The organism is Aquimarina sp. I32.4, assembly GCF_002924285.1.
GTDB lineage: Bacteria > Bacteroidota > Bacteroidia > Flavobacteriales > Flavobacteriaceae > Aquimarina.
The window spans coordinates 60,596-75,805 of sequence record NZ_PGUB01000008.1; the positions used below are offsets into that span (position 1 = coordinate 60,596).

15 protein-coding genes are annotated in these 15,210 nt (G+C 31.3%); 7 read left to right on the forward strand and 8 right to left on the reverse strand.

The window, feature by feature from the left end; genetic code table 11:
- Positions 1 to 7: 7 nt before the first annotated feature.
- Positions 8 to 1,033 carry a rod shape-determining protein gene (locus tag CVD18_RS03110; RefSeq protein ID WP_103863982.1) on the reverse strand — a complete coding sequence of 342 codons (1,026 nt, stop codon included), beginning with the start codon at positions 1,031 to 1,033 and terminating at the stop codon, positions 8 to 10.
- 303 nt (positions 1,034 to 1,336) lie between these two features.
- Between CVD18_RS03110 and cmk the strand changes: the two genes are divergently transcribed.
- The gene (gene cmk, locus CVD18_RS03115; RefSeq protein WP_103863983.1) at positions 1,337 to 2,038 is read left to right on the forward strand and encodes a (d)CMP kinase; all 702 of its coding nucleotides are present in this window, start codon (positions 1,337 to 1,339) and stop codon (positions 2,036 to 2,038) included.
- Here the strand turns inward: cmk and CVD18_RS03120 are convergent.
- Both CVD18_RS03120 and CVD18_RS03125 read right to left on the reverse strand, forming a co-directional pair.
- A complete protein-coding gene (locus tag CVD18_RS03120) occupies positions 2,035 to 2,400 on the reverse strand; it encodes a hypothetical protein (RefSeq protein WP_146052693.1) in 366 nt (121 codons plus the stop codon). The genes cmk and CVD18_RS03120 overlap by 4 nt on opposite strands.
- A 687-nt stretch (positions 2,401 to 3,087) precedes the next feature.
- Positions 3,088 to 3,465 (reverse strand): LysM peptidoglycan-binding domain-containing protein, encoded by a 378-nt coding sequence (locus tag CVD18_RS03125; protein ID WP_103863985.1) that lies wholly within the window; start codon positions 3,463 to 3,465, stop codon positions 3,088 to 3,090.
- A 150-nt stretch (positions 3,466 to 3,615) separates the two neighbouring features.
- Here CVD18_RS03125 and CVD18_RS03130 point away from each other — a divergent pair, with 150 nt between their 5' ends.
- From CVD18_RS03130 to CVD18_RS03140, 3 genes are read left to right on the forward strand one after another with little or no spacing between them, the layout of a single operon-like run.
- Positions 3,616 to 4,404, forward strand: coding sequence for a tRNA pseudouridine(38-40) synthase TruA (locus tag CVD18_RS03130; protein WP_103863986.1), 789 nt, complete (start codon positions 3,616 to 3,618; stop codon positions 4,402 to 4,404).
- Positions 4,405 to 4,407: 3 nt separating this feature from the next.
- Positions 4,408 to 5,049: an MOSC domain-containing protein gene (locus tag CVD18_RS03135; RefSeq protein ID WP_103863987.1), complete on the forward strand. Its 642-nt coding sequence runs from the start codon at positions 4,408 to 4,410 to the stop codon at positions 5,047 to 5,049.
- A 5-nt stretch (positions 5,050 to 5,054) separates the two neighbouring features.
- Positions 5,055 to 5,849 (forward strand): aldose epimerase, encoded by a 795-nt coding sequence (locus CVD18_RS03140; protein WP_103863988.1) that lies wholly within the window; start codon positions 5,055 to 5,057, stop codon positions 5,847 to 5,849.
- A 43-nt stretch (positions 5,850 to 5,892) separates the two neighbouring features.
- On the opposite strand, the gene recQ is transcribed toward CVD18_RS03140, so the two are convergent.
- The gene (recQ, locus tag CVD18_RS03145) at positions 5,893 to 8,004 is read right to left on the reverse strand and encodes a DNA helicase RecQ (protein WP_103863989.1); all 2,112 of its coding nucleotides are present in this window, start codon (positions 8,002 to 8,004) and stop codon (positions 5,893 to 5,895) included.
- Between the two features lie 247 nt (positions 8,005 to 8,251).
- Between recQ and CVD18_RS03150 the strand changes: the two genes are divergently transcribed.
- Complete coding sequence (locus CVD18_RS03150) at positions 8,252 to 9,889, forward strand: ABC-F family ATP-binding cassette domain-containing protein (RefSeq protein WP_103863990.1); 1,638 nt, start codon at positions 8,252 to 8,254, stop codon at positions 9,887 to 9,889.
- A gap of 64 nt (positions 9,890 to 9,953) precedes the next feature.
- Here the strand turns inward: CVD18_RS03150 and cysM are convergent, their stop codons facing one another.
- Both cysM and epsC read right to left on the reverse strand, forming a co-directional pair.
- The gene (cysM, locus tag CVD18_RS03155; RefSeq protein ID WP_103863991.1) at positions 9,954 to 10,838 is read right to left on the reverse strand and encodes a cysteine synthase CysM; all 885 of its coding nucleotides are present in this window, start codon (positions 10,836 to 10,838) and stop codon (positions 9,954 to 9,956) included.
- Positions 10,838 to 11,629 carry a serine O-acetyltransferase EpsC gene (gene epsC, locus CVD18_RS03160; protein WP_103863992.1) on the reverse strand — a complete coding sequence of 264 codons (792 nt, stop codon included), beginning with the start codon at positions 11,627 to 11,629 and terminating at the stop codon, positions 10,838 to 10,840. The genes cysM and epsC overlap by 1 nt, the downstream gene beginning before the upstream one ends.
- Before the next feature lie 417 nt (positions 11,630 to 12,046).
- On the opposite strand from epsC, the gene CVD18_RS03165 reads away from it, so the two are divergent.
- Positions 12,047 to 12,466, forward strand: a complete 420-nt coding sequence (locus CVD18_RS03165) for a CBS domain-containing protein (protein WP_103863993.1) — start codon at positions 12,047 to 12,049, stop codon at positions 12,464 to 12,466.
- Between the two features lie 136 nt (positions 12,467 to 12,602).
- Positions 12,603 to 13,280 carry a DUF2461 domain-containing protein gene (locus tag CVD18_RS03170; protein WP_103863998.1) on the forward strand — a complete coding sequence of 226 codons (678 nt, stop codon included), beginning with the start codon at positions 12,603 to 12,605 and terminating at the stop codon, positions 13,278 to 13,280.
- Between the two features lie 208 nt (positions 13,281 to 13,488).
- Here the strand turns inward: CVD18_RS03170 and CVD18_RS03175 are convergent, their stop codons facing one another.
- Both CVD18_RS03175 and CVD18_RS03180 read right to left on the reverse strand, forming a co-directional pair.
- Positions 13,489 to 14,241, reverse strand: a complete 753-nt coding sequence (locus CVD18_RS03175; RefSeq protein WP_103863999.1) for an SDR family NAD(P)-dependent oxidoreductase — start codon at positions 14,239 to 14,241, stop codon at positions 13,489 to 13,491.
- A gap of 521 nt (positions 14,242 to 14,762) precedes the next feature.
- The coding region (locus CVD18_RS03180) for an IS1595 family transposase (protein WP_146052694.1) at positions 14,763 to 15,210 on the reverse strand (448 nt) is incomplete at its 5' end.

Genomic DNA, 15,210 nt, shown 5'->3' on the forward strand with positions numbered 1-15,210 from the left:
TCTCTTTTTAGATCAAGACATTGGTGTATATATCTAGGTTTTTCAAAACAATATCACTTCCTTTTACAACCGTTTCAAGAGGTTGATCACCTAGGTGTATAGGTAATTCTGTAGCTTTGGATAATCGATCATCTAATCCTCTCAGCATAGACCCTCCACCAGTCAAATAAATTCCTGAATTATAGATGTCGGCAGAGATTTCAGGAGGAATTTCAGAAAGAGTTTCCATAATAGCATTTTCTATTTGAGTAATAGATTTATCCAAGCTTTTTTCAACTTCTTTATAAGATAATTGTATTTGCTTTGGTTTTCCTGTAAGTAAATCTCTCCCTTCTACAGCCATATTATCAAGTGGTGATTGCAAATTTTCTAGAGCAGAGCCAATTTTTATTTTTATTTTTTCGGACATAGATTCACCAATATGCAGATTACGGGATTCTCGTATATATTGAGTAATATTTTCATTAAAAACATTACCTGCTACCTTTATAGATTGCCCATTAATAATTCGCCCCATTGAGATAACAGCGATTTCTGTAGTTCCGCCACCAATATCAACAACCATATTGCCTTTGGGTTCCAAAACATTGATTCCGCCACCTATTGCAGCCGCAATTGGTTCTGGAATTAAAAAAATATTTTTAGCATTAAGACGCTTTGCAGATTCTTGTACTGCCCGTTTTTCAACTTCTGTACTCCCGCAAGGAATAGAGATAATCATGTTGTACGAAGTAGAGAACATTGAAGAATTAAGGGTGGATAGTTTTTTGATAAATGTTTTGAGCATTTTTTCAGCAGCATCAAAATTAGAGATAACTCCATTATCAAAGGGGTAAATTGTTTTGATGTTTTTATTTATCTTACCTCGCATCATACCAGCTTCTTTGCCTACTGCAATGATTTTTCCACTTATTTGATGAATTGATATGATAGAAGGATTGTCTACTGCTATTTTTCCTTTATGTATAATGAGTGTGTTTGATGTGCCAAGATCTACTGCAATTTTTTCATTTAAAAAATCAAAAAAGCCCATGATAAATGTCCTTAGGTTAATATGTAATAAATAAGGGTAAACTAAAGTAACTTATATTCATGCATAATAGTTTAAAGGTAGATAACTTTGATAAACCATAATTATTGTATTTATAAAGTAATTTTTGTATATCTTAAGAAATCAAAAAATACATTTTCAGTAAGAAATAATGGTTTCTAGAATTAGGGAAATACTGTAAACATAAGTATACGTGTTTATTAAGTATTTTTTTTGAATAACTGATATATTCCAGATTCTTTGCTTTACATTTGAAATCTATTAAATCTGTTATTAAGTAATAAATTGGAATATAAAAAGATTATAATTGCCATTGATGGGCATTCGTCTACAGGAAAAAGTACAGTTGCAAAACAATTAGCAAAAGCATTAGGATTTATCTATGTAGATACAGGCGCAATGTATAGAGCAGTTTCTTTATATGCTATGAGAAAAGGTTTTATTGATGAATCTATGTTTGATACTGAAGCTCTGGAGGAAAACTTGAATGAAATAGAATTAAAATTTGAGATTAATTCAGAAACGGGATTAGCAGAAGTTGTGCTAAATGGAGAAAATGTAGAACGAGAAATTAGAACACTTAAAGTTTCAAAATTTGTTAGTAAGATAGCAGCGGTATCCAGTGTACGCAAAAAGCTTGTAGAGCAACAACAAAAAATGGGCAAAGACAAAGGGATTGTGATGGATGGTAGAGATATAGGAACTGTCGTTTTCCCTGATGCAGAACTTAAGCTATTTATGACTGCTACAGCCAAAGATAGGGCAGAACGTAGATTTCTGGAACTTACAGAAAGAGGAGAGAAAGTTACTTATGAAGATGTTTTAAAAAATGTAGTAAACAGAGATCATATCGATAGTACCAGAAAAGATTCTCCTTTAAGAAAAGCAGAAGATGCTTTGAAAATAGATAATTCTAATCTTACCCTAAAAGAACAATTTGAGCAAATTATACAGATTTCAAAAACAGCTATAGAGACTGCCAGTTAATCTTTTGGTAGAACAATTGAGTCTGACAGGTTATTTTCTTTAAGATATATATCAGAAAGCTCTCTTGATTCATAAAGTGTCATATCTTCTTTTACCCATTCGATTAATTGTTTGTATTCATTATCATTTTGTATAATTAATACACGATTAAGCCTCAATAGGTGGTCTGTAAATTGCTTGTGTTTTTGTATAGAAGTATCAGAAACCAAATAAAAAGGCTTATTTACAAGGATTTTATATTGTTTACCATTATTCATTACTATTTGATCTTTTCTCTCATAAATTATACGAGTTTTAGATAGTGATTGCGTATAACTGCTCAATGTTGTGAAGATAAAAATAAGTAATAGTATCTTTTTCATAGTTTCTATATCAATTATGACTACAAAATTACGGTAAAACCGTACATATGTAGGTTTTTTGAATTGATATACTTTATTTTTTCGATAAAGAGTAAGGTTTTTTAGGTATATGACAATTTGTAAAATCAAAAAAGCCATTGAAGATAAATCCAATAGCTTTTTCTAATTTTAAACTAAATAATTATTAATTAACTACCAGCTAATAAGCTGATATTTTGTAAGTCATTTTATATTAAATTCTATTAAAAAATAAGATAGAAAAGACTATTTGGTTACATTACTATTTAATATACAAAGTAGATGTAGTATTAGTAGTTATAAGTAATTGTGTAATCTCTTTTCTAAATACCAATGAAATTATCGTGGTAATTAGGTTATCGGGATAAAAAGGAATCTTATGAACATCCAGAAACATGTTCATGTATAAAAATAACTGGGTTTTCATGTAAATTGAGTTTGTGTGTGATAAATGTATAAATATTATTTGATGATTTAGTTAATTATTAATGATTTTTTTAGTAATAATTGATTTTTTAAGGTGGTTTTTATAATAATATTTAAGTTTTGCTAATAAACATAGAATAATAAGAGATATTCTTATGTATTTATAAGAAAGCATATTTATAATAAATAAAAAGACCACTTTATAAAGTGGTCTTTTCTTACTTATAGATTTGTATATTTATCTTAAAGATTAGGAATAATAAGTTCCTGATCAGGATGAATAACATCTGGATTTTTAAGAACATTTGTATTAGCTTCAAAAATAGCTTTGTATTTCATAGGGTCATCATAATAATGTTTTGCTATTTTACTTAATGACTCACCACTTTTTACTACATGTCTATGGTATACAGAAGTATCAGCAACTTCTATATCAGCCATGATATCAGAAGGAGAGTCTCCACCTATTTCTTTAATTTTATCCCAAAGCTGGTTTTTTTCGTACTGAGTATGTGCCGTACCTTTTATCTTCAGAGTTCCATTTTCTTCAGAAACATCACCGTTCTGAATATTTAATTCTTGTCCTAAATCCAGAACACTTTGATATTTTGCTTTCACCATAACTAAGTTGATTTTTAAATTATTAATTAGCTTTACCCAAATATAACAAATAATAAAATGGAGTTTAAATAATTTGAAGATTAAAAATTAATCAATTATCGTTGAAATGCATAATTTATCTATATTCGAACCATTTTTAACTAAATAATAATGTTCCGTAAACGTTTCTTTTATATCGTTCAGTTGCAATACTTAGGATTTCGATACCATGGTTGGCAGAAACAACCTACAGTTAATACTTTACAAAGAATGGTAGAACGAACCATTAATTATGTCTTAGATCATTCAAATTTTAAAATTCTTGCTGCTGGTAGAACTGATGCAAAGGTTTCTGCAAATCAAGCGTATATGGAGTTATTTGTAGATGGACAACCTTTGGATATAGAAGAGTTTTATCCATTATTTAATAAAAATCTTCCTCAAGATATTAGAGCAATGAGTATCGAGCAGACCGATAAGAATTTTAATATCATTCAATCTCCAAAAATCAAAGAATACTTGTATTTGTTTGCTTGTGAAGATAAATTTCACCCTTTCTGTGCTCCATTTATGTATAATGTAATGGATACATTAAATATAGATATAATGAAAGAAGCTGCTAATCTATTTGTTGGGAAACATAATTTTAGATCCTATTGCCACAGACCGTCAGCACATACAGTTCTTGAAGGAGAAATAATTTGTTGCGAAATCGAAAAAAATGAGGAGTATACTGCCAATTTTTTTCCAAAAGAAACTTACCTTTTGAGGGTTAAAGGAGAAGGGTTCAAGAGAAATCAAATTCGATTAATGATGGGGGTATTATTGGATCTGGGAAAAGGAAAAATAGATCTAGATTTTATAAAAAAAACATTGAACCCTGAAGCAGAAGAAATTGTATTAGAACACATTGTCCCAGGTTCAGGATTAATATTAAATGCTATTGAATTTAAAAAATAATATATGAAGGTTGTTTCTACAAATATTGCAGAGTTGCGTACTATACTTTGGAAAGGAAAAGAAGAAAAGACAGGTATCTATAAACAACCAGTAAAGGAACCTATCTTTCTTGGTAAAGAAGATGTAGAAAAAGATCATGTTATAGACAGAAGATATCATGGAGGGGTTGATAAGGCTTGTTATTTATATGCAGTAGATCACTACCCATACTGGAAAGATAAATACCCTGATTTGGAATGGCATTATGGTATGTTTGGAGAGAATATAACAATTGAGGGGTTTGATGAGAATGCTATCAACATAGGTTCTATATACACACTAGGAGAAGCAACGGTGCAAATATCCCGTTGTAGACAACCTTGTTATAAATTAGGTATTCGTTTTGGTTCTCAGAAAATATTAAAACAAATGATAGATTCTAAGTACTCAGGGGTATATGTAAGAGTGCTTGATCCTGGATATGTTTCAGTTGGAGATGAGTTGTTACCGAAAAAAGAAAATGTTGATGGAATTTCTATTGCAGAATTGAATACATTGTTATTTCATTATGATAATGAGAAACATTTGAGTTTGGCTACAAAAGCAATTCAAGATCCATTGGTTTCAGAGGGTGATAAAAAGTATTTTAGAAAAAAAGTAAAGTAAATATCATGTCAGATAAAATAAGGTTGCATACTATTGATGAAAAAAATAATGTGATTATAGATAGAGGAGAGCTTGTAAGTTTTACAGTAGACTCCATTGAAATCATGCATCAAAAGGGAGACCCAGGATGGGGTAATACAGAAATAGAAATGTTTCCTATTATTGGTGCAACCAAAGACAATGAGTTTTCTATACAAACGCCAAAAGGTAATGCCAAGCTGGATCAACATGGAATTTTAAGAGCTATAGAGTACTCACTCAAAGAAAAAAGTGACAATAAAGCGAGTTTCTATAAAAAATACAAAGCAAATACACTAATATCTAATCCTAAATTTCCAAAAAAATCTATGCAACAATGGTTAGATTGGCCGTATGATTTTGAGTTTATAAAAACCTTTGAACTTTCTGAGAAAGGATTAAAAATTACTTTTGAAATTAGATGTGAAGAAGATATGCCACTAATGCTTGGTTTTCATCCCGCTTTTAAGGTATATAATCAAGAAGCTATATTGGTAACCAATAAGAAAGAAATAGTTATTACCGATATTCTTGAAGCAGGAGCTTCTGCTTATTTACTTGATAAATGTAAAGAAATTACTCTCAAAAATAATGGAGATATACGACTCACCATTACAACAAACGGTTTTAGACATATCATGCTTTGGACAGAAGTAACAAACATGATTTGTATAGAGCCAATAACTTTTTATCCATCTAGTGTTGTAGCAAGTGAGTTATATACTGGTTTTGATAGTGCTTCTGATTATGATAAGTTCGAGGTTATTATTTCTCCATCATAAATAAGGTGATAAAAAAGAACGTATATTAACTCCATGACTATGTTTATTCATTTTTTTCAAGAATAGTTAACGCTAATCGAATGGTATTATAATCTATAGCTCCTTCAAAATGATCAAAATATGGTTTTAGGGCATTAGGATTTTCTAGCTTTTCTTTGGCTTGTTTGATTGTTTTTATATCTTCTTTATCAACAAATTTTTGTAGATCAATATCCTCTCCACCGTCATACAATTTCATGATATGAGAAAATATAGTTGATTGCGCAAGTTTGCGTTCTATAGCAATTTCTTCTAGTGATAATCCTTGCTTATATAGGGTTAGAGTTTCTAAGTGAGTATTTCCTTTTTTGGTACTCTTTTTTTTCTTTTTCTCAGCAGAGAAATCAATGATAGCCTTGATAAATTGATACCCATAATTTTGCATTTTTTGCCTACCAACACCATTGATACTCATAAAATCATCGTCATTCATTGGACGAAACTTTTCCATTTCTTTTAGTGTAGCATCATTAAAAACTTGATAGGCAGGTATCCCAGCTTCTTTGGATAGTTCTAATCGTAATAATCTTAATTTTTCAAACAAATTAGGAGCAGTTTCCTTATCAATAGATTTGTTATTTATATTTTGATTTGCTTTTTCAAATTCTTGTAAATGCGCTACTTTTACTTTTACTTTTTCAAATAGTACCTTTTTTGAAAGAGCGGTGAGTTTCAATTTATTGTTTTGATGAAAAGCAATTTCCAGATATCCTTGATTGATTAATTGAATAATATATTGTTGCCAATCTCTCCATGCAATATCATGGCCAATTCCGTATGTTTTTACATTTTGATATTGTTTATCGTATACGGCTGCATTTTTAGCTCCGCGTAGTACATCGATTACAGTACCAATAGGTTCTTGTTCTTTGATACGAGCTACTGTAGATAATGCTTTTTGCGCGATAATAGTTCCATCTATAAAAGTTGGTGGGTTTTTACATACATCACAATTGCCACAATCCTTTTCTACAAGTTCTCCAAAATAACTAAGCAAGATTTTACGCCTACAGCTTAAAGAGTCTGCATATTGTTTCATACGATCAAGCTTTGCTAATTGCACTTCTTGATTACCAGACATATTGGCAAACTTTTGTAATTGTACCACATCTGCATAACTATGAAATAACAGGGTAGAAGAAGGGAGATTATCTCTACCAGCACGCCCAATTTCTTGATAATACCCTTCTATATTTTTAGGAAGATTATAATGAATGACCCAACGTACATTGGATTTATCAATGCCCATCCCGAAGGCAATTGTAGCACAAACAATTTGTACTGTATCATTTATAAACCCATCCTGAACTTCAGCTCTCTTTTGGTGGTCTATGCCAGCGTGATACGCCTCAGCATTATAGCCTTGACTTTTTAACTTATCAGCGAGGGTTTCTGTAGTTTTTCGACTTAAACAATATACAATTCCACTATCGTTTGGTTTATCATCAAGAAAATTGATGATTTGTTCTATTCTTTTGTTTCCAGGACGTACTTCTAGACTAAGGTTTTTACGATCAAAAGAGGCAAGATGCTGTTTGCCATTATTAATGTTTAATTGGTCACAAATATCCTTACGAGTTGCTTTGTCTGCGGTTGCTGTTAGTGCAATCACTGGAGTTTTAGGGAATTTATTTTTAAGATATCCTAATTGCGTATATGCAGGTCTAAAATCATGACCCCATGCCGATATACAATGTGCCTCATCTATGGCAATTAAACTAATTTCTACTTGTGCTAGAATAGTGTCTATAAAGGATAAGCTTTCTGGGGCAGTATATAGCAGTTTGATCTCTTTATTAGATACTTTCTGATAAATCTGTTGTTGTTCATTTTCAGTTTGACTGCTATTGATGAATGCAGCTTTGATTCCATTTGCAATTAACCCATCTACCTGATCCTTCATTAAAGCGATTAGAGGGGAGATAACTAGAGTTATTCCTGGTAAAAGTAATGCTGGTAATTGGTAACAGATAGATTTACCTCCACCCGTTGGCATAATAACGAGATTGTCATTTCCTGAAAATATAGAAGATATTACGTCTTGCTGTAATGGGCGAAAACTATCATATCCAAAATATTCTTTTAATGTGTCTAAGAGTTGTTTTTGATCTGGCATAGTACAAAGAAAAGAAAATAGCTTGGTAAAATGTATATGTCTGCAGTTGTTTTATTTTCTTTAAAACGGTATTTAATCTATTACTATATAGATTACACCTATTTTTTTTAAACTTAGTCGATTCTTATGTACTACTCTCTATAGAGAGGTACTATTTAATTATAAAAAATAGTATGGTTTTATAGTATGATTTTCTTTGGTGTGAATTCCTTTTTTTTAGTTTTGTAGCACTTTAAAAATAAAATATATGATCTCTGTAGATGGAGTAACAGTAGAATTCAGTGGAGAAACCTTATTTAGCAATATTTCTTTTGTTATCAATGAGAATGATAAAATTGCTTTAATGGGAAAAAATGGAGCAGGAAAATCTACTATGATGAAGATTATTGCAGGTGTTCAAAAAGCAACCAAAGGAAATATAAGATGTCCTAAAGAAGCTGTGATAGCGTATTTACCACAACATCTTTTAACAGAGGATGATTGTACAGTTTTTGAAGAAGCATCAAAAGCATTTGGACATATTTTTGAGATGAAACAAGAAATGGATCACCTCAATAAAGAATTAGAAACCCGTACAGATTATGAATCCAAAGAGTATATGTCTATTATAGAAAAAGTGACAGACATAGGTGAAAAATTTTATACGATAGAAGAGATTAATTATGATGCAGAGGTAGAAAAGGCACTAGTAGGATTAGGGTTTAAAAGAGAAGATTTTACTAGATCAACCAGTGAGTTTAGTGGTGGGTGGAGAATGCGAATAGAGCTTGCTAAAATTTTGCTACAAAAACCAGATTTGATTCTTTTGGATGAGCCTACCAATCACATAGATATTGAATCTGTAGTATGGTTAGAAGATTTCTTGATAAACAAAGCAAAGGCTGTAATTGTAATTTCTCATGATAAAACTTTTATTGATACCATTACCAATCGTACTATTGAGGTAACAATGGGAAGAATATATGATTATAAGGCAAATTATTCACATTATTTGCAATTGCGAGAAGATAGGAGACTACATCAAATTAAAGCATACCAAGAACAGCAAAAATTTATAGCAGATACCAAAACTTTTATAGAACGGTTTAAAGGAACTTATTCTAAGACTAATCAGGTGAATTCTCGCGAAAGAATGCTAGAGAAGTTAGAAATCATCGAGATTGATGAGATTGATAATTCATCATTAAAGCTAAGATTTCCTGCTTCGATTCGATCAGGAGATTATCCTGTAATTGCCAAGGATTTATCAAAAAAATATGGAGATCACGTTGTTTTTAAAGATGCAAATATGTCGATTGCAAGAGGAGAAAAAGTGTCATTTGTTGGACGTAATGGAGAAGGAAAATCTACAATGATAAAGGCAATTATGGGAGAAATAGAGTATGAAGGAAGTTGTGAATTGGGACATAATGCCAATGTAGGGTACTTTGCTCAAAATCAAGCTTCTTTATTAGATCCTAATCTTACTATTTTTCAGACAGTAGATGAAGTTGCAACGGGAGATGTAAGAACACAGATTAAAAATATTTTGGGGCAATTTATGTTTGGAGGTGATGATATTGATAAAAAGGTAAGTGTGCTTTCTGGTGGAGAAAAAACCAGACTAGCAATGGTAAAGTTACTATTAGAACCTGTAAATGTTTTGATTCTAGATGAACCTACTAATCATTTGGATTTAAAATCAAAAGATGTGCTCAAAGAAGCCCTATTAGCTTTTGATGGCACTCTGATATTGGTTTCTCATGATAGAGATTTCTTGCAAGGGTTATCGCAAAAAGTATTTGAATTCAAGGAAAAAAGAGTAATTGAACATTTTGAAACGATTGATGACTTCTTAGAACGAAATAGAATTAGAAATTTGAGTGAAATTAACTTAAAAAGCTAAGACAATTTGACAAGGTTTCTTTAAAAGTGTAACTACGCAGGAAATGATAAAGTAGATTTCTGTTTTACTCAAATAAATCAGAACTCAAATATCGATCTCCTCGATCACAAATAATAGCAACAAGAACACCGTTTTTGAGGTTTTTTGAGAGTTTTAATGCTGCAGCAACAGCACCACCACTACTCATACCACAGAAAATACCTTCTTCTATTGCCAGACGTTTTGCCATAGTAGTAGCCTCTTCTTGACTTACCTCTATAACTTGATCAACCTTATCGGGGTTAAAGATTTTAGGTAAATATTCTTTTGGCCATTTGCGTATGCCTGGTATTTTGGATTCATCAGTAGGTTGTACTCCTACAATTTGAACCTCTTTTGATTGCTCTTTGAGGTAGGTAGATGTGCCTATAATAGTACCTGTTGTTCCCATAGAAGATACAAAATGAGTGATTTTTTGTTGCGTATCTTTCCAGATTTCTGGTCCAGTGGTTTTATAATGTGCCCGCCAATTATCATCATTTGCAAATTGATTAAGCATCACATATCCCTCATTAGTTACTTTGGCTTCGGCATAATCTCTCGAACCCTCAATACCAACATCAGCAGGAGTAAGTGTTACTTTGGCTCCAAAAGCACGCATTGTCTGTACTCGTTCCTTGGTAGAGTTTTCTGGCATGACCAACTCAATATTTAATTTAAAAATACCAGCAATCATAGCAAGGGCAATTCCTGTATTACCACTAGTAGCCTCTATAAGTTTACTATTTTGATCTATATCTCCACGATCTAATGCAGATTTAATCATGTTATAAGCAGCTCTATCCTTAACACTTCCTCCAGGGTTATGTCCTTCTAATTTTAAAAATAATGTAATATTAGGGTTTTTGATTAGAGAAGAAGCCTTTACCAGAGGAGTATTTCCTATTAGATCTAAGATGTTGTGAGTCATTAAACTACTTTTTTTATTTTTATTTCTGCAGTGTTTGAGATGATAGAGTTATCAGGAACAGACGAAGTAATCCAAGTGTTACCACCGATGGTGCTATTAGCACCAATTACAGTACTTCCTCCTAATATGGTTGCATTTGCATAAATGGTAACATTGTTTTCTACAGTTGGATGACGTTTTACATTGCGCAGTTTTCTATCTACATACAATCCTCCTAGTGTTACCCCTTGATATATTTTTACGTTATCCTTTATAATTACTGTTTCTCCGATAACAATACCCGTAGCATGATCTATAAAGAAAGAATTTCCTATTTCTGCTCCAGGATTAATATCTGTACCAGTTAATCGATGAGAATACTCTGTCATTAATCGAGGAATCATTGGTAATCCAATTTTTAGCAATTCATGGCTTAATCTATAAATTGCTATCGCATAAAACCCTGGATATGCCATATATACTTCCTCAATAGAATTAGCAGCAGGATCACTTTGTAGGAAAGCCTTTGCGTCTAGATTTAATTTTTCTAAGATTCTAGGTAATTTATCTAGATAAGACTGCCAGAGTTTATTGCAAGGGTTTTCAGTCTCCCAACAAGCCAAATCTACAAGCTCTTCAAAGGTTTTTTCAAGAACATCAATATTTGCAGCTACTTCGGTATCTGTATCAAACAAAGTATAAAAAAGTAAATTGGTAAAATACTCAGTCCTTTCTTTGAACTTTAGCTTAAGATTAGGGTTCTTTTTTTGCTTTTCAATTTTGGCAATAATTTCGTCTCTTTCTTTAGTCATTTCAATTTATTTGAAAACTCTAGTAAATATATAGAATAAAGAATATAAAAGTCTTTTTTACTCGTAATTCCTTACATTTTTAAAACAATAATAACACTATAAGGTTTGAATTAAGGTTCTTTTTCTAAACTTTCGTTAAATTTTTATAGTAAATATGTACTGAACATCTAAATATTAACGAAAAGATGTTCAACCTCTATAAAACACATTTTTATATATAAGGTTGCAAAAATACTGTATATATCTGATAAAATTACAAAAATGCAAATGAAGAAATAATGGACATACAAAGGAAGATAAAACGGTTATAAGTAGGAGTGTAATTGCTTAAAAAAACTACTATATATTAACTGATATTTGTCATAATTAGTAAAGAAACTTGGGGGTATCTTTAGTAAAGAATTTAAACCTAATATAATGAAAAAAAGAACACCTGTTTCCAAAATTATGACTTCTGATGTAATAACTCTAAATCATACTAATGGCTTAGAAACAGCAGAAATGTTATTCAAAGAACATAATATTCGTCATATTCCTGTGGTGAGTGGAGAGACTATTACTGGTATGCTAAGTTATACTGATTTACTTCGTATAAGTTTTGCAGATGCAGTAGATATAGATGAAAAAGATGTTGATACTGTTGTTTATGAAATGTTTACTATAGAGCAGGTAATGGCAAAAAACCTAGTGAGTGTAAACTCTAATACTACAATCAAAGAAGTTGCAGAAATACTAGCCAAGAAAGAATTTCATGCATTACCAGTTATAGATAATAATGTATTAGTTGGTATTGTAACAACTACAGATTTGATAAATTATTTATTGGATCAGTTTTAAGAATACTTAATAACACTACATGATAAAGACAGGAGGCAAGAGTTGTTTCCTGTTTTTTTGTAATTATTTATTAAATTTTAAACAAATCCAGTTTGAGCAGATTGATTTTATTATTTTTAGGATCAAACTAAAATTTATGAGTACAATACCAAAGGATGCATTTGACTTTTTGAAAGACCTGAAAGAAAACAATCATAGAGATTGGATGACTGAACATAAAAAAAGATATCAAAGTAATGAAAAAGACTTAAAAAAATTTTATGCTTCTGTGGTAGAGCGATTAAATGAAAAAGATGAAATAGAAAAGACCAAAGTTTTTAGAATTAATCGGGATATTCGTTTTAGTAAAAATAAAACACCATATAATGTACATCGTAGTGTAAGTTTCAGTAGAGCAGGAGCACATAGAAGAGGAGGATATTATTTACGCTTAGAACCAGGGAATTCATTGATGGCAGGAGGCTTTTTTAGTCCTGAATCAGCAGATTTATTGCGTATCAGGAAAGAGTTTGAAATGGATGATGAAGAGATTAGAGAGATATTATCTAATAAAGATTTTAAAAAAGCTTTTGGTAGCTTTGACTCTTCAAATCAAGTAAAAACGGCCCCAAAAGGGTTTAGTAAAGATCACAAGAGCATTGATTTAATAAAAAACAAATCGTTTATTGTGACTCATAAATTTAGTGATAAAGAAGTTTTTTCTCCTAACTTTTTAGACAATGTTATTTTTCATTACGAATTATTAAGACCTTTTTTTGATTATATGAGTGACGTTCTTACAACTGACCTTAATGGTGTTTCATTGATTGATTAAGTAGGGCAGGGCTTATGCAAATACGAATCACAAATTTTTATCAAAATATATTACTTGTATTCTGGAGAGGGTAACAATTTAACTAAATCTAAAAAGGTTATTTTACAATAAAAAAACCTTACAGGCTCACATATTAGGGACAAAAGAATAGATACCTGTTAGGTTTTCTACGTTATGAGATTTTGATAGTAACTATTTTTTTGGGTTGCTATATCTGGCTCATTCCACCATCGACTTCTAATTCTACACCATTAATGTATGAAGCATCATCTGAGGCAAGAAATAATGCTGATTTAGCAACTTCTTCAGAGGTTCCGAAACGTCCTAATGGGACACGTTTGGCAAATCCTTTTCCCATTTCTTCAGAAACGTCTTTGGGAAGTCCCATTTTTCCAAAAATAGGAGTAGTAATTGGGCCTGGAGCAATTGAGTTTACACGTATTTTTCTGTCTTTTACTTCAGATACTAATACTCTCTGATAGGCACGCAATGCACCTTTTGTAGCAGAATATATACCTAGACCATCAAAAGCACGTTGTGTTACTACAGAGTTATTAAATAAGATGGATCCTTGGTCATTGATGTGAGGAAGTGCTTCTTTTATAGCCAAAATGGGACCTTTTACATTAATATTAAAAATTTCATCATAATGTTCTTCGGTAATTTCACAAGTTTGAGTGGGGTGTAAGACTACACCAGCATTAAGAAATAGAATATCTATTTTACCATATTTGTGTATTGCCTCCTCAATTAGCTTTTTATTATCTTCGGCTTTGCCCACATCTGCTGTAACAATAATAAAGTCCCCTGTTAGGGTTTTTGCAACCTCATCTAATGCTTCTTTACGTCTTCCTGATAGTACCACTTTGGCACCTTCTTGCAAGTATAATTTTGCTGTTGCTAGTCCGATTCCGCTATTGGCTCCTGTAATAACGGCTACTTTGTTGTGTAATCTTTTCATTCTATTGTTTTTTGGTTTATAAATTATACACAAAACCATATCTGTAAAATAAAACTTAGTAATATTATAAGATAACATGGTTTATACATTGATTCTCTTATTGAGGGAAAAAAAGTGTCTTATTAAGGGGGGGATAGAAAAGAATAATGCAATTCTTTTATTAAGGGGTAGGGTGGTAATTAATAAGATCGTTTTAGTTGAGATCACTCTTGTAATTAGATTTGTAACCAATTGTATATAAGGTAATATATGTATGTTGAGTTTTTTTTTGTGTAGAATGTTAATTGTATAATTTTCAGAATACTTAGAAAAGTAATAAGAATTAGCTGTACAAATTTTAGCTAAGATCTTATTTTGGAAGAGTTTTTTGCTTAATTCTAGTCTATTCATCCCATTAGTTTTCTGCATAGTAAGTACTACTACGTTAGATAATATATATGACCAGATGGGATATGTCTATAAAATAGTATTTAAAGACTCGTGGTTTTGTAGGTCTTTTCGTATTTATTATTGGCTCTAGTTTATAATTGCGTTGATATTAGTTTTTGATATTGTGCTTCGATATTTCTGTAATTCTTTATAGCGTTAACATCTAGGACAGTTTTTTGTACAAATAGCAGCGCCTTATCCTTATTGTTTTTGAGTTGCTCTTTGAGTTTAAACCAATTTAGGTACTGCTGCAGGTATTTAGTGGCTACACCCCAAAAAGCATTATCAATCCATTTTTTTATTCTATTGTGGGTAGAATTGACATGTTGTATATGGTATATTTTGTCTTTTACCCGTTGTTTTATAATTCCTTTGAGTGGATGATGTTCTATGTTTTGGTCTTTGGCAAAGCCTTTATAGCTCACATGAGCATCACTGCAAAGAATCGTCTGGCTTGTATTAGTGCGATCTCCAATAGCCTTTTGTATATCACTTTTCTTGATACGCCCCATAGTTGCAACTGTCAAATCCAAACCTGAT

Excerpts from the sequence above, each read along its gene's own strand:
- CVD18_RS03110 (WP_103863982.1), bottom strand. The coding sequence starts at position 1,033 with ATGGGCTTTTTTGATTTTTTAAATGAAAAAATTGCAGTAGATCTTGGC.
- CVD18_RS03120 (WP_146052693.1), bottom strand. The coding sequence starts at position 2,400 with ATGAAAAAGATACTATTACTTATTTTTATCTTCACAACATTGAGCAGT.
- CVD18_RS03125 (WP_103863985.1), bottom strand. The coding sequence starts at position 3,465 with ATGGTGAAAGCAAAATATCAAAGTGTTCTGGATTTAGGACAAGAATTA.
- CVD18_RS03130 (WP_103863986.1), top strand. The coding sequence starts at position 3,616 with ATGTTCCGTAAACGTTTCTTTTATATCGTTCAGTTGCAATACTTAGGA.
- CVD18_RS03135 (WP_103863987.1), top strand. The coding sequence starts at position 4,408 with ATGAAGGTTGTTTCTACAAATATTGCAGAGTTGCGTACTATACTTTGG.
- CVD18_RS03140 (WP_103863988.1), top strand. The coding sequence starts at position 5,055 with ATGTCAGATAAAATAAGGTTGCATACTATTGATGAAAAAAATAATGTG.
- recQ (WP_103863989.1), bottom strand. The coding sequence starts at position 8,004 with ATGCCAGATCAAAAACAACTCTTAGACACATTAAAAGAATATTTTGGA.
- CVD18_RS03150 (WP_103863990.1), top strand. The coding sequence starts at position 8,252 with ATGATCTCTGTAGATGGAGTAACAGTAGAATTCAGTGGAGAAACCTTA.
- cysM (WP_103863991.1), bottom strand. The coding sequence starts at position 10,838 with ATGACTCACAACATCTTAGATCTAATAGGAAATACTCCTCTGGTAAAG.
- epsC (WP_103863992.1), bottom strand. The coding sequence starts at position 11,629 with ATGACTAAAGAAAGAGACGAAATTATTGCCAAAATTGAAAAGCAAAAA.
- CVD18_RS03165 (WP_103863993.1), top strand. The coding sequence starts at position 12,047 with ATGAAAAAAAGAACACCTGTTTCCAAAATTATGACTTCTGATGTAATA.
- CVD18_RS03170 (WP_103863998.1), top strand. The coding sequence starts at position 12,603 with ATGAGTACAATACCAAAGGATGCATTTGACTTTTTGAAAGACCTGAAA.
- CVD18_RS03175 (WP_103863999.1), bottom strand. The coding sequence starts at position 14,241 with ATGAAAAGATTACACAACAAAGTAGCCGTTATTACAGGAGCCAATAGC.